Genomic DNA, 15333 nt, shown 5'->3' on the forward strand with positions numbered 1-15333 from the left:
TCGATCGGCTACCCGGCAGCGGCAAACGCCTCCGAAATACGCCCCAGCCGCCTCTCCGCCGCTTCCGCGAGCCATACCTGCCGCCTCAGGCATGCCTGGAACAACGCAACCATCCTTCTGATCTGCTCCAGTCCCTGTTGGTTGTCGCCGCTGAAGCCGGCAAGCAATCCGGCCTCCGACAGCGTCAGCAGCGCATACGTCGTACGGCGTGCAAATCCCAATCGATCCTCGCACTCATCCCGCATCACCTTATCCCAGTCCAGCAGCGGCGGGAAATCGGTTTGCACGGGCTCGGGAACATCGTGCTCCACATCATTCATGGCGTGACTCCAGATGCATGACGAATCAATGCCGCAGGCCGTACGAGTTGCACGTGACCTGCCGCGCGCTTGCATCGGCGCCGGTGATGACCGGCCCGCCTACGGGATGTGTTGAGCATCTGCGCGATCAGCGTGCGACCGTCGCAGGAAAAATTCAAACGGTAGATGCGACATCGGCAAGCCCCGTCGGGCATGTCCAGGCACCCAAAAAGAGAAACCCCGCACCAAGCGGGGTTTCTCTCAACGCTTCAACAGCCGCTGGAAATCAATCGATATCCAGGAAGCTGCGCAGCTGCTCCGAGCGGCTCGGGTGACGCAGCTTGCGCAGCGCCTTCGCTTCGATCTGGCGGATGCGCTCGCGGGTCACGTCGAACTGCTTGCCGACTTCTTCCAGCGTGTGGTCGGTGTTCATGTCGATGCCGAAGCGCATGCGCAGCACCTTGGCTTCCCTCGGGGTGAGGCCGGCCAGCACGTCGCGCACGGTTTCAGACAGGTTGATGTTGGTGGTGTTCTCGATCGGGGACTCCACGTTGGTGTCCTCGATGAAGTCGCCCAGATGGGAATCCTCGTCGTCGCCGATCGGGGTTTCCATCGAGATCGGCTCCTTGGCGATCTTCATCACCTTGCGGATCTTGTCTTCCGGCATGTCCATTTCCTTGGCCAGCTCCTCCGGCGTGGCCTCGCGACCGTACTGCTGGAGCATCTGGCGGGAAATGCGGTTCAACTTGTTGATCGTCTCGATCATGTGCACCGGAATACGGATGGTGCGCGCCTGGTCGGCAATCGAGCGGGTGATCGCCTGGCGGATCCACCAGGTGGCGTAGGTCGAGAACTTGTAACCGCGGCGGTACTCGAACTTGTCCACGGCCTTCATCAGGCCGATGTTGCCTTCCTGGATCAGGTCGAGGAACTGCAGGCCACGGTTGGTGTACTTCTTGGCGATCGAGATCACCAGGCGCAGGTTGGCCTCGACCATTTCCTTCTTGGCCTTGCGCGCCTTGGCTTCACCGTAGGCCATGGCACGGCTGATTTCCTTCAGCTCTTCCAGGTCCAGCTGGGTCAGCTTCTCGATGTCGATCGTCGCCTGCTGTTCGGCGATGATCTGGTCCTTCACTTCGCGCAGGGCCGACGACCACTTCTGCTTGCGCTTCAGTGCGTCTTCCACCCACTCCAGGTTGGTCTGGTTGCCTTCCCAGGAGCGGATGAAGTCCTTGCGCGGCATGCGCGCGGTGACGGTGGCCAGGTTCAGCACGCGTCGCTCATGGGCCTTGATCGACGCCATGGTGTCGCGCAGCTGCTTGGTCAGCACGTCGGTCAGCGGCAGCGGCAGCTTCAGGGTGACGAACACCGCCGACATCTCTTCGCGCAGGCGCGGCAGGTTCTTCTTGTCGCCCTTGGTCGCCGCCTTCTTGAAGGCATTGAAGGCATCGCTCAGCGCCTGCATGCGCGCAGCGACTTCCTCCGGATCCGGACCGGTCGGTGCGGCTTCTTCCTCGCCACCCTCGACGTCATCGTCCTCGTCCTCGTCGCCTTCTGCGTCGGCATCGCTGCTGTCATCGGCAGCGACCGCCGGCGGCGCCGGCTCTTCGTCGGCCAGGTCGTTGAAGCCGACGATCACTTCGGCTAGGCGCTTCTTGCCTTCCTTGTGGGCCTCGTAGTCGGTCAGCAGCGATTCGACCGAAACCGGGAACTGGCCCAGGGCGGCCTGGACCTGCGAAAGGCCTTCCTCGATGCGCTTGGCGATGGCGATTTCGCCTTCGCGGGTCAGCAGCTCGACCGTGCCCATTTCGCGCATGTACATGCGCACCGGGTCGGTGGTACGGCCACCTTCGGTGTCGAGCGCGCTCAGCGCGGCGGCAGCTTCTTCGGCCGCGGTGTCATCGACTTCGCGGTTACCGGTGTTGCCGTCGTTGAGAAGCAGGGTTTCCACATCCGGCGCAACTTCATGGACATCGATGCCCATGCCGTTGATCATGCCGATGATGTCTTCGATCTGTTCCGGGTCGACCATGTCGTCCGGCAGATGGTCATTGACTTCGGCGTAGGTCAGGTAGCCCTGTTCCAGGCCCTTGCTGATCAGTTGCTTGATTTCGGATTGGGCAGGACGTTCGTTGGCCATGTAGTGCTCGCGCCACCGGCTAGGGAGAAATAGGGAACGTAGCATTATACCAGCCCGGGGCCCTGCCTGCCGGGCGGTGGTCCCGGCGGCCTAGGGCCTGAGAAGGAAGGTCACGGGACCGTCATTGACCAGGCTGACGACCATATGGGCGCCAAACCGGCCCGTTTCCACCCCTGGCGCATGATTTTCACGGCAGATGTCGACAAATCGATTGAACCCGCGTTCAGCCTCGTCCGGCGGTGCGGCGCTGGTAAAACTCGGCCGCATGCCCGAACGGGTATCGGCCGCCAGGGTGAACTGGCTGACCAGCAGCAGGCCGCCACCGGTGTCGCGCAGCGACCGGTTCATCTTCCCGGCCTCGTCGGCGAACACCCGGTAACCCAGCAGGCGTTCGGCCATCCGCCGCAGCTGGGCCTCGCTATCCCCCGGTTCCATGCCGACCAGGGCCAGCAAGCCGGGGCCGATCTGCCCCACCACCTCCTCGTCGACATGGACGGCGGCCTGGCTGACACGCTGGATCAGGACGAGCATCGTGGGCTTCCAATGAACGGGGCCGGCCACGATAGCAGCGCCCTTGGCTAAACTGGCGCCGATGAATCCGCAACGCAAAGCCCGGCTGGTCTACCGCGCCACCACCCTGTTCGCCCGCCTGCCCTGGCCGCTGCTGCGGGGGGTCGCACACGCCCTGGCGTGGACGTGGGTTCGTGTCAATGCCCGTGAGAGCCGCGTCACCCGGCGCAACCTGGAACTGGCCTACCCGGAGCTGGACGGTCCTGCACGCGACCGCCTGCACCGCGAACTGCTGCGCTCCACTGCGCTGCAGGCCATCGAGACCCTGCGTTTGTGGAGCCGGCAGCCGGCCGACAACCTGCGGCTGCACCTGAAGCAGCGCCACGGCGAAGCCCTGTACGACGCGGCCTTGGCCAGCGGCAAGGGCGTGATCGTGGCCGCACCGCACTTCGGCAACTGGGAGCTGCTGAACCAGTGGCTGGCCTCGCGCGGGCAGATCGCCATCGTCTACAAGCCGCCGGAAGACGAGGCCAGCGACGCCTTCCTGCAGCTGGTGCGCGGCGGCCAGAACGTGCAGCAGGTACGCGCCGAGGGCCCGGCCGTGCGCCAGCTGTTCAAGGTGCTCAAGGACGGCGGCGCCACCGGCATCCTGCCCGACCAGCAGCCCAAGGCCGGCGATGGCGTGTTCGTGCCGTTCTTCGGCGTGCAGGCGCTGACCATGACCCTGGTCAACCGGCTGGCCGAGCGCACCGGCGCCACCGTGCTGTATGGCTGGTGCGAGCGCATCGGGCCGGACATGGAATTCGCCCTGCACATCGAGCCGACCGACCCGGCCGTGGCCGATCCGGACCCGCAGGTGGCCGCCACCGCGCTCAATGCCGGCATCGAGCGCATCGCCCGCCGCGACCCGACGCAGTACCAGTGGACCTACAAGCGCTATACGCTGCGGCCACCGGGCAGCGGCGAGGAAGATCCGTATGCGACCGAAGAGCATCCGCACTGACGGCCCCCACGCCCATGCCCATCCGGCCCCTGCGACCGGCGGCCGCACCACGTTGAATACGACGCCGGCGCCCCCATAGAGACTGCGATGTCCGCCTCCCCCGGTCCCGCCATGCCTGCTGCCTCTTCCCTGTTCGGCGACCCCGCCGCGATCCGCTGCGAACGCGCGGTGGCCGAACTGCGTGCCGGTCGCCCGGTACTGCTCCACGATGGGCAGGGCCAGCGCCTGGCGGTGATTGCACTGGACAGCGCCACTGCCAGCAGCTTCGCTGCCTTCGCCGCTGCCGCACGCGAGCGCCATTACCTGTTCCTGACCGCCACCCGCGCCCGCGTGCTCGGCGTGGAGGCACCGGCAGGCGCGCGCCTGCCGCTGGCAGGGGTTGCCTTCGATGCCCTGCCCTCGCTGGGCTACCTGCGCGAGCCCGGGCCGATGCCGGACGACTGGACGGCCGGCGACGCCTTCGATGCCGGCGCGGTGGAGCTGGCCCGCCTGGGCCTGCTGCTGCCGGCCATGGTGGCGGTGCGCCTGGATGCAGAGGACACGACCTTTGCGGGTGCGGCCGAAGTGGCGTTGTGCGACCTGGCCGAGGGCGCGGCACACGCCGCCCACGATTACGAACTGGTCGCCCGTTCGCCGGTACCGCTGCGCGACGTCGGCATGACCACCTTCGCGGTGTTCCGCGGCGGCGTGGCCCAGCGCGACCAGGTCGCGATCATCGTCGGCGAACCGGACCTGTCGGCGGTGGTGCCGGTACGCGTGCACTCCTCGTGCCTGACCGGTGACCTGTTCGGCTCACTCAAGTGCGACTGCGGCGACCAGCTGCGGCGCGGCCTGCGCAAGCTGAAGGAATTGGGCGGCGGCGTGCTGCTGTACCTGGACCAGGAAGGCCGCGGCACCGGTATCGCCGCCAAGATGCGCGCCTACGGCTACCAGCACGACGGCCTGGACACCATCGATGCCGATGCACAGCTGGGCTTCGGTGCCGACGAGCGCCGCTACGGCAGTGCGGTGGCGATGCTGCATGGCCTGGGCATTTCGCGCGTGGCCCTGCTCAGCAACAACCCGACCAAGGCACAGCGTCTGCGCAACGCCGGCATCGAGGTGCTGGACTGCATTCCGGTCACCGGCGAGATCACTGCCGAGAACGAACACTACCTGCGCACCAAGGCCGATCGTGCCGGCCACATGCTGGATGTGGACGCGCTGATCCAGGCTGCCCAGTAGCGCGGTCGACCTGCTACCGTCTGCGCGGTGCGGCCCTGCCGCCACCGCCCGCCCTGCCACCTGACGGAGCCTGCGTGATCGACGTTCCCCTGACCTCCCCGCCTGCCGATGCCTGGCAGTCGCTGCCGCAGCGCGCCGCCCGCCTGGCCGCACTGGAAGGCGCCTTCGGCGGACTGTTCGTGCCGGGCCTGCCGCTGGCCGCGGCCGCGTGGTTCTTCCAGCTGCCCGGCGGCCTGTGGACGGCCGCCCTTGGGCTGCTGATCGGCATCGTCTTCGGCGCGTGGCTTGGCCACCGGCGCTTGACCCGCACCCGCTGGCGGCTGGATACCCAAGGGCTGGGCCTGCGCCGCGACCTGATGTGGCAGCTGGAAACGCGCATCCCCATTTCGCGCGTGCAGCACCTGGACCTGCGCCGCGGCCCGCTGGAACGCCGTGCCGGCCTGGCCACGCTGATCGTGCACACCGCCGGGACCCGCATGAGCGCAGTGACCGTGAGCGGCCTGGACGAGGCCGACGCCGAGCGCCTGCGTGACACCCTGTCGCATCAGCTCGACCAGGACGCCGACGCCCTGTGAGCCTGCCGCCGCCCCTGCCCGCATCGCTGCCTGCCGGTGGCGAGGACCATCGCCTGCACCCATGGTCGTGGCTGTTCGTGCTGCTGATGCAGCTGCGCCACTACTTCCTGCCGCTGGTGGCGCTGCTGGTGTTCGGCCAGCGCGGTGACCGCGACCCGATGTGGGCGCAGCTGATTCCGCTGTCGGCGATTGCCGCGCTGGTGCTGGTCTCGGTGCTGCAGTACCTCAGCTACCGCTACCGCATCGGCAGCGACGCGATCACCGTGCGCAGCGGACTGCTGGCGCGCAACCGCCGCGAGATCCCGTTCGCCCGCATCCACAACGTGGAAGTGCGGCAGAACCCGCTGCACCGCCTGTTCGGCGTGGCCGAGCTGCGCCTTGAATCGGCCGGCGGCGTGCGTCCGGAAGCCGAAATGCGCGTGCTGAAGCTGGACCAGGCGCTGGCGCTGGAACGACTGGTGCGCCAGCGTGGGCAGGCACCGCAGGCCGCCGACGTTGTGGCCGCCCCCTCGATCACCGACTCCGACACCGAACAGGTGCTGCTGCGCCTGTCGAGCTGGGATGTGGTGCGCATGGGCCTGCTGTCCAACCGCGGCTGGGCATTGGCGATCGCCGCCTTCGGCGTGCTGTTCCAGACCGTGCCGCGGCCGGTGATGGACGCGGCCATCCAGCGTGGCGGCCGGGAAGCCTTCGGCTACGCAAGCCACCTGCATCCCGGCGTGGCCGGCGCCTTCCTGCTGCTGGCCGCAGCCTTGCTGCTGGGCTGGCTGGCGCTGCGTGCGCTGTCGGTGGTGCTGACCCTGCTGCGCTATCACGGCTTCACCCTCAGCGAGCAGGATCGCCGCCTGACCGTCTCGGCCGGCCTGCTCAGCCGTACCCGCAGCAGTGTCGCGCGTCGCCGCATCCAGGCCTGGACGCTGCGCGAAACCACCCTGCATCGCTGGTTCGGCCTGCGCCAGCTGCGCATCGACAGCGCCGCCGGCGGCCCCTCGCGCGACGAGGACCGCGCCCTGCGCGAGCTGGCACCGCTGGCACCGGCAATGCGCTGCGAGCAGCTGGTGCAGCACCTGTTGCCTCAACTGCAATGGCCGCCAGCGCAATGGCAGTCCATTCAGCAGCGTGGCTGGTGGCGACTGTGCCTGGGCGCGCTGCTGCTGGTGCCGTTGCTGGCAGCGGCCGCGTACTGGCGCTGGGGATCATGGGGCCTGATCGTGCTGGCCTGGCTGCCGGTGGCGCTGCTGGTGGCACATCGGCAGATGGCGCGCATGGGCTGGTATCTGGATGCCCATTACGTGGCCGTGCGCGGCGGCTGGTGGAAGCGCTGGTGGCGCTGGGCCGAGCTGGACAAGGTGCAGGGCCTGCGCCTGCAGCGTTCACCGCTGGACAAGCTGCTCGGCACCAGCAGCCTGCAGCTGGATACGGCCGGTGCGCACGGTGATGTGGCGTTGACCCTGCGCTACCTGCCGCAGGCGCAGGCGCAACACGTGATGGAGCAGCTGGCCGCGGCGCTGGCGCGGCGCAAGTTGCGCTGGTAAGCAATACCGGTAGTGCCGGCCGCTGGCCGGCAACCGCAGACATTCCCGAGGTTGCCGGCCAGCGCCCGGCACTACCGCGAGCGGGGTCGGCGAGGCATCAGCGCTGCGACGGCCCCCAATATCCCAGGTCCTTGCGGATCTGCAGGTCGCGCACCCAGCTGCCGAAGGGCTTGCGCCGCAGCACGCCCATTTCACCGGACAGGAAATCCTCGGTGGCGGCGATCACCCGCTCGCTGGACAGGCCATCGCGGTACGGATGGATGGCGTCGGCGTAGCGCACGATCTCCGCCTGCAGCGCGGCGTCGGGATGCAGCGCGCGCTGCAGCATCGCCGGCAGCTGCGCCGGGTCGTCGAAGTCGATCATGTGCGGCTTGGGCACGCGGTTGCGGAAGGTCACCACCGGCTTGTGCTGGACGATGAACTCCGAAACGATCGACGAGGTGTCCGACACCAGCACATCGGCGGCGCGCTGCGCGGCCATCACCTGCTCCGGCTCGATGAAGCGGGCATGGGCACCGGCCAGCGCGCGGTAGCGCTCGAACAGTTCCGGTGGGCACTTCGGGTGCAGGGTCAGCAGCCAGTAGCGCTCACCGCCAGCGATATCGGCGGCGATCTGCGCATGCAGGTGGGGCGCTGCGCTCAGGCGCTCGGTGAAGGTCGAACCGAACAGGATCACCGGGCGCCCGCCCGCCGCTGCGCGCAGCGCGGCGCTCTCGCCACCGTCGTCGCGGAACAGCGGGTCGAGCTTCGGCCAGCCGGTCTCGGCTACGGCGAAGTGGCCCTGCAGGGCGGCGATCTCACGGAACGGCGCGGTGGTGGCCGGCCCCTGCGTGCAGTACAGGTCGAACATGCCGCGCACCCGGAAGTGGCCGCGCGCACTGTCGCGCTTCTCTACGTTGAAGCCATGGAACAGCTGTACCTTGGCGCCGGACAGGAAGGTCGGCACCCAGTTGGCGGCGCTGAACACGGCACGCGGCCGCATCGCCAGGGCCTGTTTCAGTCCGATGTTGGGCACGTCCGGCAGGCTGCTGGCGGCAGCGCCGTCCTCGAACCAGGCCGCCACCTCCTGCCCGGAGGCGTGCAAGGCCTGCGCCAACGGGGCGAGAATAGGCAGCGCATAGCGCTCCGTCGCAAACAACAGGTACCCGGCCATCATGTCCTCCACGACCGCTCCCATCGAACGGCCTCGCATCTCGGCCTGCATTATCGCGTTCAACGAGGCCGGCCGCATCGGCGACTGCCTGGCCTCGCTGGCCTTCTGCGATGAGATCATCGTCGTGGACTCGTACTCCACCGATGCCACCCTGGCCATCGCCGAGGCCGCAGGCGCCCGCGTGCTGCAGCGCGCGTTCGATGGCTTCCGTAGCCAGAAGGCCTACTGCGTCGAGCAGGCAAGCCACGACTGGGTGCTGTGCCTGGACGCCGATGAGCGGATCAGCCCGGAACTGCGCGCAGCCATCGAACGGGCCCGCGACGGTGGCTTCGCCGGCCATGCCGGCTATCGCTTCGCGCGCCTGTCGGAGTACTTCGGCAGGTTCCTGCGCCATGGCAACGCCTACCCGGACCGGGTGATGCGCCTGTTCGACCGCCGCCGCGGCGGCTGGCGCGGCAAGCGCGAGATCCACGAGGCGGCCAGCGTCGACGGCAGCGTCGGCACCCTGCGCGGCGACCTGGTCCATTACCCGTACCGCTCCCTGCAGCAGCAGCTGGCCAAGACCGAGAAGTACGCGCGGATGATGGCCGAGCACGAGTTCGCACGCGGCAAGCGGGCCACGCTGGGCAAGCTGGTACTGGCGCCGGCCTGGCGGTTCTGGCGCGGCTTCGTGTTCCGTGGCGGCTTCCGCGACGGCTGGCACGGCCTGGTCTACGCCTACGTGCGCGCCAACTACGTGCGGCAGAAGACCATCATGCTGTGGATGCTGGGCAACGGCCAGCCCGTGGCCGACCCGCCGAACCCCTGATCGCCGGGGCCCGCCCGGCGCGCCGACGCATCACGAGCCGGTGATCGCCCGGTGGCGCGCGCCTTCGACGATCGACAGGCCGGTCAGCAGCCCGACCAGGGTCACGTAGAAACTGGCCGTCATCTGGTGCGCGAACATCGACTGGGTCAGCCCGCACAACGCGTAGGTGATCACCAGCATGACGCCGGCAGCGGCCGGCCCGCGGAAGGTCGCCCGTCCGCTGCGGCGATGCAGGCGCACGAACAACCACAGCGGGATGCCATACACCGCCAGCAACAGCAGCAGGCCCGGTACACCCTGGGTCGCCGCCCATTCGGCCACGTCGTTGTGGGCATGCCCCAGGTGGCAGCGCAACTCTTCCGGGTTCTCCCGGCAGACCGGCACGCGCTGCATCGCGCTGTCGAAATGACCGATGCCAACACCCACCAGCGGATGATCGAGGAAGGTCTGCCAGGCTACCTGCAGGCGCTCGACGCGGGCACCGGCGGAAGAATCACTGTCGCCCAGCTCCATCCGCTGCACGTCGCTGTGCAGCTCGCTCAGGCGGACCTGGTGGCGCAGCTCCGGCACCGACAGCAGCAGCGTCGCACCGATCGCCAGCATCCCTGCCAGCACCGACAGGCGCGCCGCACCGGTACGCCAGCGCAGGCTCAGCGCCAGCACCACCAGCAGCGCCAGCAAGGCGGCGAACACACCGCGGCTGCCGGTCAGCACGATGGTGCCGCAACCGGCGGCCATGCCGAGGATCACCAGCGACCAGCGCCGCGACGGCCGGCAGAACACCAGCAGCACCATCAACACCATCACGATGTCGGCCAGCACGATGGCGTTGGTGAACAGCTCCGCGCGCGGGGCGCCGCCCAGCACCTGCCACAGCGACATCACGAAGGTGGCGAGCAGGCCGGCCAACGAGCCGTACCAGAGCCACCGCAGGCTGGGACGCAGCGCGCAGATCCACAGCGCGATCCATGGGATGACCACGAACCGCGAACGGTTGTCCACGTCACGCAGGCCCTGTTCGAACAGCACCACCGACAGTACGCCGAGCGCCAGCACCGCCAGCATCAGCCAGACCAGCACTTTCACCGGCTGGCCGGCCATGCCCCGCGCGCGCCACAGCAGCTCCGGCGCCAGCAGGGTGCTGAGCAGCAGCAGGAGACCATACGGCAACAGGTTGATCGGCACGGTCAGCACCAGTGCCGGCAGGCAGAACAGCCCCAGCTGGGCCAGCCCGTGTGCAACCCCGTGACGCCCACCGACGGGAACGCCCAGCGGGTCGCCGGCCATGAGGTTCAGGTTGTCCGGTGAAGCTGGCACGTCGGGAAGTATCGCTGCAATCTGCTGGAAGAATGGGACGGGCCAACGCGGGCCGTCCCAGCCTGCTGTTTTACTGCCTTTGGACCCGCTTGGGCAGACTGGACAAGCGGAAATCGTGCTGGCTAGTCATGTTCCTGCAAACGCCGTTCACGTTCCCGCTCCTCGGCAGTGACCACGCACGGCACCGTCACCGCCGCCGCCGGCACCAGCCACCAGCGCCGCCGGTTGGCCACGCCGGCCAGTTCGGAGCGGTTGCGGTCGACGCACGACAGCATCGCGTACTCGTGGACCAGCAGCCAACGGCGTCCGGGCGCCAGCCGCTGCCAGCGCGTGGCCGCCACCAGCTGCTCGTCCCAGTCAGTCTCGAAACCGAAGGTCGCGGCGGGACGGTCGGCCAGCAGCAGGTGCTGTTCCTTCCAGGCCACCAACCCCAGCTCGGCATCGGGGCCCAGGCGGGTACCGACCGTGCGCATCAGGCCACGGGCCGAACTGGAATCGTTCAGCAGCGGGTAGCCGACCAGGCTGTACAGCACCCAGACCACCGCCAGGGTCGACACCAGCGCAAGCTGCCGGCGACGGCCACAGGCCAGCAGGCTCAATCCGCCCCACAGGCCCATCGCCAGGATCGTCCACGCCAGCGCGTCGACGGCCCCGGGGGCGAGCCCGCGGCTATGGGTCAGGCGCAGCTCGAAGGCCGGGTCACCCAGCACCGCCATCGCGCCAGCCACGGCCAGGCCCAATGACAGCAGGCCGGTGAACAGCCCGACCACGGCCTGCACATCGCGTCGCTTCAGCAACCCCGGCAACAGCGGTGCCAGCACCAGGCAGAACATCGGCAGCGCCGGCAGGATGTAGACGTCGCGCTTGCCGGCGGGAATCGAGAAGAACAGCACCACCATCAGCCACCAGGCCAGCGGCAGCAGATAGCGCGCGTCGCGGCGTTGCAGCCGGCGGCGCCAGGCCGGAATCGCCCAGGGCATGGCCAGGAATGCCGGGATCCACATCAGCGGCATCGTCGCCAGGAAGTACCAGGCGGGCTGGTGGTGATCCCAGGAATGGGTGTAGCGCCGCGCCGTCTGCTGGAACAGGATATCGTCCATGTAGGCGCGATATTCGTCCGAGCCGGTGGCAAAGCCGGCCAGCAGCATCGGCGCCAGCCACAACGACACCGCCAGCAGGAAGGCCAGCGGCGCCAGCCAGAAGCGCGCGTCGCGCGCGTGCAGGCCCACCCGTGGCCACCGCAGCGCCGTGGCGATTGCCGCGGGCACGATCATCAGCAGCGCCAGCATGCCCACGCCCTTGGTGATCACGCCGATGCCGGCGAAGAACCAGCCCAGCCACCACCAGCGCCAGGCAGGCCCCAGCAGCAGGTGGCGCAGCAGGCCGTAGTTGGCCAGGGTGATGAACAGCAGCAGCAGGGGATCGATCTGCGCCTTCTTCGCCTGGAAGGTGAACTGCAGCGCGAACAGCAGCGCCCAGCCGGCATACAGCCCCACCCGCCGCGTCCACAGCCGCCGGCCCAGGTCGACCACGCACCACAGCGTGCCCAGTGCCGCCAGCAGCGACGGCAGCAGGAAGGCCACGCGCCACTGCCCGACCAGGCTGTACAGCGTGGCCTGCCACCACATCAGCATCGGCGGCTTGTCCGAGTACAGCTCGGTCCCGCGGTGCGGGAACAGCCAGTGGCCGCTGTCGAACATCTGCTTGGCCACCAGCGCGAAGCGCGGCTCGTCCGACGGCCACGGATCACGAAGGCCCAGCCCGGCCCCCAGCACCAGCAGGGCCATCACCACGAACAACCACGTCTCGCGCGACGCGCGGGATTTCAGCATGGGACTCGCAACGTCAGCGGGGGGTCAGGCCGTTTTTAGCAGACGCGCGTAAAAGAAACCGTCAGCATCGCTGTCACCCGGCAGTCGCTGGCGCGCGATCCCCTCGCAGTCCAGGCCGAATCTGTCATCCAGCGGCTGTGCCACCGCGTCCGGATGCCACTTCAGGAAGGCCCGCACCTGATCGATGTTCTCGGCGCGCAGGATCGAACAGGTGGCGTACAGCAGCACGCCGCCCGGGCGCAGCATCGACCAGCAGGCCTCCAGCAGGCGGGCCTGCACGCCGACCAGCGCATCGATATCCTCGGCGCGGCGGTGGAACATCACGTCCGGCTGGCGGCGGATCACGCCGGTGGCCGAACACGGCGCATCCAGCAGGATGGCGTCGAACGGGGTGCCATCCCACCACGCACCGGGGTCGCTGGCATCGGCCACCCGGGTCTGCGCGCCCTCACCTACACCGGTGCGGGTGTAGGTATCGCGGGCACGCGCCAGGCGACGCGCATCGATATCCAGCGCCAGCAGGCGCAGGCTCGGGTCACGCTCCAGCAGGTGCGCCGACTTGCCACCCGGTGCCGCGCAGGCGTCCAGAACGCGGGCGCCGGACGCCGGTGCCAGCGCGTCCGCCGCACATTGCGCCGACAGGTCCTGCACCGACAGCGCACCGTCGGCGAACCCCGGCAACTGGTTCACCGCGATGGGCGCCACCAGGCGCAGCGCGTCGGCGCTGAGCGGGCTGGCTTCGGCAGCAATGCCGGCCTCGGCCAGCGTGGCCAGCGCCTTGTCACGCCCCCCCTGCTGGCGGTTGGCACGCAGCCACAGCGGCGCCGGCTGCAGGCTGGCAGCAAAGATCGCCTGGGCCTGGGACGGCCAGTCGCGCTCGACGGCATCGGCCAGCCACGCCGGAAAGGCGTCACGCGCAGGCTGCTCCGGGAACCCCTCGCGCTGCGCGCGGCGCAGGATCGCGTTGACCAGCCCGGCCTGGCGCTCACGGCCCAGCGCGCGGGCGGCGTCGACCGTGGCCGACAGGGCCGCATGCGCCGGCAGTTCCAGCACGTCCAGCTGCGCGAAGCCCACCATCAGCAACGTGCGCAGGTCGGCATCACGCGCCGACAGCGGCTTCTGCATCCACGACTGCAAGGCAGCGTCGTAGGTACTGCGGCGGCGCAGGACTGCAAAGCACAGCGCTTCCAGCAAGGCCCGATCACGACTGTCGGCCAGCTTGGGCAGTGCCCAGGCCAGTTCCGCCTTCAGCGAGCGGCCACGGGTGAACACCTGCGCCAGTACGCGTGCGGCCAGCATGCGGGTGGCCGCGCCCGGCGCCGCCTTGGCGACGGAGAAATCATTCTGCTTCGACACCGCCTATGCCCCCACGTGCAGGTCGCGGCGGGCATTGAGGTAGTCGGCGGCGGTGATCGCCTTGCCGCCTTCGCGCTGCAGCGTGCGCAGGCGCAGCGCGCCCTGGCCGCAGGCGATGTCGATACCATCGCGGCTGGCCGCCAGCACCGCCCCCGGCGCCTGGCCGTGGGCCAGGTCAAGAGCGACCGCGCCGTGGATGCGCACGCGCTCGCCGGCCAGCGTGGCCTCGGCGATCGGCCACGGATTGAAGGCGCGCACGGTGCGCGCCAGTGCATCGGCGTCCTGCGCCCAGTCCAGGCGGGCTTCGGCCTTGTCCAGCTTGTGCGCGTAGGTCACGCCCTGCTCGGGCTGCGGCCGCGCGATCGGCTTGATGCCGGCACGCAGCAGGCCCAGGCCGTCGGACAGCACCTGTGCGCCCAGTTCGGCCAGCTTGTCATGCAGCTGGCCGCCGGTATCGGTGGCCGCGATCGGCAGCTCCTGGTGCAGCAGCACCGGGCCGGTATCCAGGCCGGCTTCCATCTGCATCAGGCACACGCCGGTCTTTGCGTCACCGGCCTGGATCGCGCGCTGGATCGGCGCGGCACCGCGCCAGCGTGGCAGCAGCGAGGCATGCACGTTCCAGCAGCCGTGGGCCGGGATCGCCAGTACCGCCCTGGGCAGGATCAGGCCGTAGGCGACCACCACCATCAGGTCCGGCTGCAGGTCGCGCAGCTGCCGCTGGGCAGCTTCATCCTTCAGCGATTCGGGCTGGTAGACCGGAATGCCACGGGCCACGGCTTCGAGCTTGACCGGCGACGGTGCCAGGCCACGGCCGCGCCCGGCCGGGCGATCAGGCTGGGTATAGACGGCCACGACCTCGTGGTGGCGCGCCGCGGCGCGCAGCGACGACACCGCGAATTCCGGCGTACCGGCAAAGACAATCCTCATGGCTACCCCACTTGCAGGATGGATTCGTGCAGGAAAGAAAACGGCGCCGTCGGCCGGCGCCGTACAGCCCGCGCGCGTCGCGCAGGCACGGGCCACCCGGAGGGCGGCCCGGATTGGCGATCACGCCACGTGCTTGCGCTGCTTGGCCAGCTTCTTGCGGACCATCTCGCGCTTGAGCGGCGACAGATAGTCGATGAACAGCTTGCCGTCCAGGTGGTCCATCTCGTGCTGGATGCAGGTGGCCAGCACTTCACCGGCCTCCAGCTGCTGCTCCTGGCCGTTGCGGTCCAGGTACTTCACGGTGATGGTGTCAGCGCGGGTCACGTCGGCGAAGATGCCCGGGACCGACAGGCAGCCCTCCTGGTACACCCGGCCCCCGTCCTTGGCGACGATTTCCGGGTTGATGAACACATGCGGTTCATTCTTCTCTTCGCTGACATCGATGACCATGAAGCGCTTGTGCACGTCCACCTGGGTGGCGGCCAGGCCGATGCCCGGGGCGTCGTACATGGTCAGGAACATGTTGTCGATCAGTTCCTGGAAGGCCGGCGTGGTGACTTCGGCGGCGTCGATCAACGCAGCCTTGGTACGCAGGCGCGGATCGGGGAACTCGAGAATGGGGAGAAGGGCCATGGCTGTTTCCGGATAGGGGGC

General features: G+C 68.8%; 14 protein-coding genes. 5 read left to right on the top strand and 9 right to left on the bottom strand.

Annotated elements, in window-relative coordinates:
- Window positions 1-8 precede the first annotated feature (8 nt).
- The 3 genes from AC5QAB_RS05120 to dtd form a co-directional block, all read right to left on the bottom strand.
- On the bottom strand, window positions 9-320 hold the full coding sequence (locus AC5QAB_RS05120) for a hypothetical protein (protein ID WP_032958284.1): 312 nt from the start codon (window positions 318-320) through the stop codon (window positions 9-11).
- Window positions 321-585: 265 nt separating this feature from the next.
- Complete coding sequence (gene rpoD, locus AC5QAB_RS05125) at window positions 586-2439, bottom strand: RNA polymerase sigma factor RpoD (RefSeq protein ID WP_014648552.1); 1854 nt, start codon at window positions 2437-2439, stop codon at window positions 586-588.
- Window positions 2440-2529: 90 nt separating this feature from the next.
- Entirely contained in the window at window positions 2530-2970 is a 441-nt protein-coding gene (gene dtd, locus AC5QAB_RS05130; RefSeq protein WP_014648553.1) for a D-aminoacyl-tRNA deacylase, read from the bottom strand.
- 61 nt (window positions 2971-3031) lie between these two features.
- Between dtd and AC5QAB_RS05135 the strand changes: the two genes are divergently transcribed.
- From AC5QAB_RS05135 to AC5QAB_RS05150, 4 genes are all read left to right on the top strand, one after another.
- The gene (locus AC5QAB_RS05135) at window positions 3032-3952 is read left to right on the top strand and encodes a lauroyl acyltransferase (RefSeq protein WP_075076439.1); all 921 of its coding nucleotides are present in this window, start codon (window positions 3032-3034) and stop codon (window positions 3950-3952) included.
- Window positions 3953-4039: 87 nt separating this feature from the next.
- Window positions 4040-5176 carry a GTP cyclohydrolase II RibA gene (gene ribA, locus AC5QAB_RS05140; protein ID WP_075076440.1) on the top strand — a complete coding sequence of 379 codons (1137 nt, stop codon included), beginning with the start codon at window positions 4040-4042 and terminating at the stop codon, window positions 5174-5176.
- A gap of 74 nt (window positions 5177-5250) precedes the next feature.
- Window positions 5251-5751, top strand: coding sequence for a PH domain-containing protein (locus AC5QAB_RS05145; protein WP_032958281.1), 501 nt, complete (start codon window positions 5251-5253; stop codon window positions 5749-5751).
- Window positions 5748-7286: a PH domain-containing protein gene (locus AC5QAB_RS05150; RefSeq protein ID WP_262216771.1), complete on the top strand. Its 1539-nt coding sequence runs from the start codon at window positions 5748-5750 to the stop codon at window positions 7284-7286. Before AC5QAB_RS05145 ends, AC5QAB_RS05150 begins: the two co-directional genes overlap by 4 nt.
- Before the next feature lie 97 nt (window positions 7287-7383).
- On the opposite strand, the gene AC5QAB_RS05155 is transcribed toward AC5QAB_RS05150, so the two are convergent.
- The gene (locus tag AC5QAB_RS05155; RefSeq protein WP_164167319.1) at window positions 7384-8442 is read right to left on the bottom strand and encodes a CDP-glycerol glycerophosphotransferase family protein; all 1059 of its coding nucleotides are present in this window, start codon (window positions 8440-8442) and stop codon (window positions 7384-7386) included.
- On the opposite strand from AC5QAB_RS05155, the gene AC5QAB_RS05160 reads away from it, so the two are divergent.
- Window positions 8441-9247 (top strand): glycosyltransferase family 2 protein, encoded by an 807-nt coding sequence (locus AC5QAB_RS05160; RefSeq protein ID WP_014648559.1) that lies wholly within the window; start codon window positions 8441-8443, stop codon window positions 9245-9247. The two genes, AC5QAB_RS05155 and AC5QAB_RS05160, sit on opposite strands and share 2 nt — an antisense overlap.
- A gap of 30 nt (window positions 9248-9277) precedes the next feature.
- Here AC5QAB_RS05160 and AC5QAB_RS05165 read toward each other — a convergent pair whose 3' ends face one another.
- The 5 genes from AC5QAB_RS05165 to def all read right to left on the bottom strand — a co-directional run bounded on the left by AC5QAB_RS05165 (window position 9278) and on the right by def (window position 15312).
- Window positions 9278-10534 carry an O-antigen ligase family protein gene (locus AC5QAB_RS05165; protein ID WP_050483512.1) on the bottom strand — a complete coding sequence of 419 codons (1257 nt, stop codon included), beginning with the start codon at window positions 10532-10534 and terminating at the stop codon, window positions 9278-9280.
- 152 nt (window positions 10535-10686) lie between these two features.
- A complete protein-coding gene (locus tag AC5QAB_RS05170) occupies window positions 10687-12396 on the bottom strand; it encodes an ArnT family glycosyltransferase (RefSeq protein ID WP_495233199.1) in 1710 nt (569 codons plus the stop codon).
- Between the two features lie 24 nt (window positions 12397-12420).
- A complete protein-coding gene (rsmB, locus tag AC5QAB_RS05175) occupies window positions 12421-13752 on the bottom strand; it encodes a 16S rRNA (cytosine(967)-C(5))-methyltransferase RsmB (protein WP_046432737.1) in 1332 nt (443 codons plus the stop codon).
- Window positions 13753-13755: 3 nt separating this feature from the next.
- A complete protein-coding gene (gene fmt / locus AC5QAB_RS05180) occupies window positions 13756-14679 on the bottom strand; it encodes a methionyl-tRNA formyltransferase (protein ID WP_478439805.1) in 924 nt (307 codons plus the stop codon).
- 120 nt (window positions 14680-14799) lie between these two features.
- Window positions 14800-15312, bottom strand: coding sequence for a peptide deformylase (def, locus tag AC5QAB_RS05185; RefSeq protein WP_014648564.1), 513 nt, complete (start codon window positions 15310-15312; stop codon window positions 14800-14802).
- Window positions 15313-15333: the final 21 nt, after the last annotated feature.

The organism is Stenotrophomonas sp. YJH_SMC_127, from assembly GCF_059372445.1.

Bases quoted from the DNA above. Each gene is read 5' to 3' on its own strand.
- AC5QAB_RS05120 (WP_032958284.1), bottom strand. From the start codon at position 320: ATGAATGATGTGGAGCACGATGTTCCCGAGCCCGTGCAAACCGATTTC.
- rpoD (WP_014648552.1), bottom strand. From the start codon at position 2,439: ATGGCCAACGAACGTCCTGCCCAATCCGAAATCAAGCAACTGATCAGC.
- dtd (WP_014648553.1), bottom strand. From the start codon at position 2,970: ATGCTCGTCCTGATCCAGCGTGTCAGCCAGGCCGCCGTCCATGTCGAC.
- AC5QAB_RS05135 (WP_075076439.1), top strand. From the start codon at position 3,032: ATGAATCCGCAACGCAAAGCCCGGCTGGTCTACCGCGCCACCACCCTG.
- ribA (WP_075076440.1), top strand. From the start codon at position 4,040: ATGTCCGCCTCCCCCGGTCCCGCCATGCCTGCTGCCTCTTCCCTGTTC.
- AC5QAB_RS05160 (WP_014648559.1), top strand. From the start codon at position 8,441: ATGTCCTCCACGACCGCTCCCATCGAACGGCCTCGCATCTCGGCCTGC.
- AC5QAB_RS05155 (WP_164167319.1), bottom strand. From the start codon at position 8,442: ATGATGGCCGGGTACCTGTTGTTTGCGACGGAGCGCTATGCGCTGCCT.
- AC5QAB_RS05165 (WP_050483512.1), bottom strand. From the start codon at position 10,534: ATGGCCGGCGACCCGCTGGGCGTTCCCGTCGGTGGGCGTCACGGGGTT.
- AC5QAB_RS05170 (WP_495233199.1), bottom strand. From the start codon at position 12,396: ATGCTGAAATCCCGCGCGTCGCGCGAGACGTGGTTGTTCGTGGTGATG.
- fmt (WP_478439805.1), bottom strand. From the start codon at position 14,679: ATGAGGATTGTCTTTGCCGGTACGCCGGAATTCGCGGTGTCGTCGCTG.
- def (WP_014648564.1), bottom strand. From the start codon at position 15,312: ATGGCCCTTCTCCCCATTCTCGAGTTCCCCGATCCGCGCCTGCGTACC.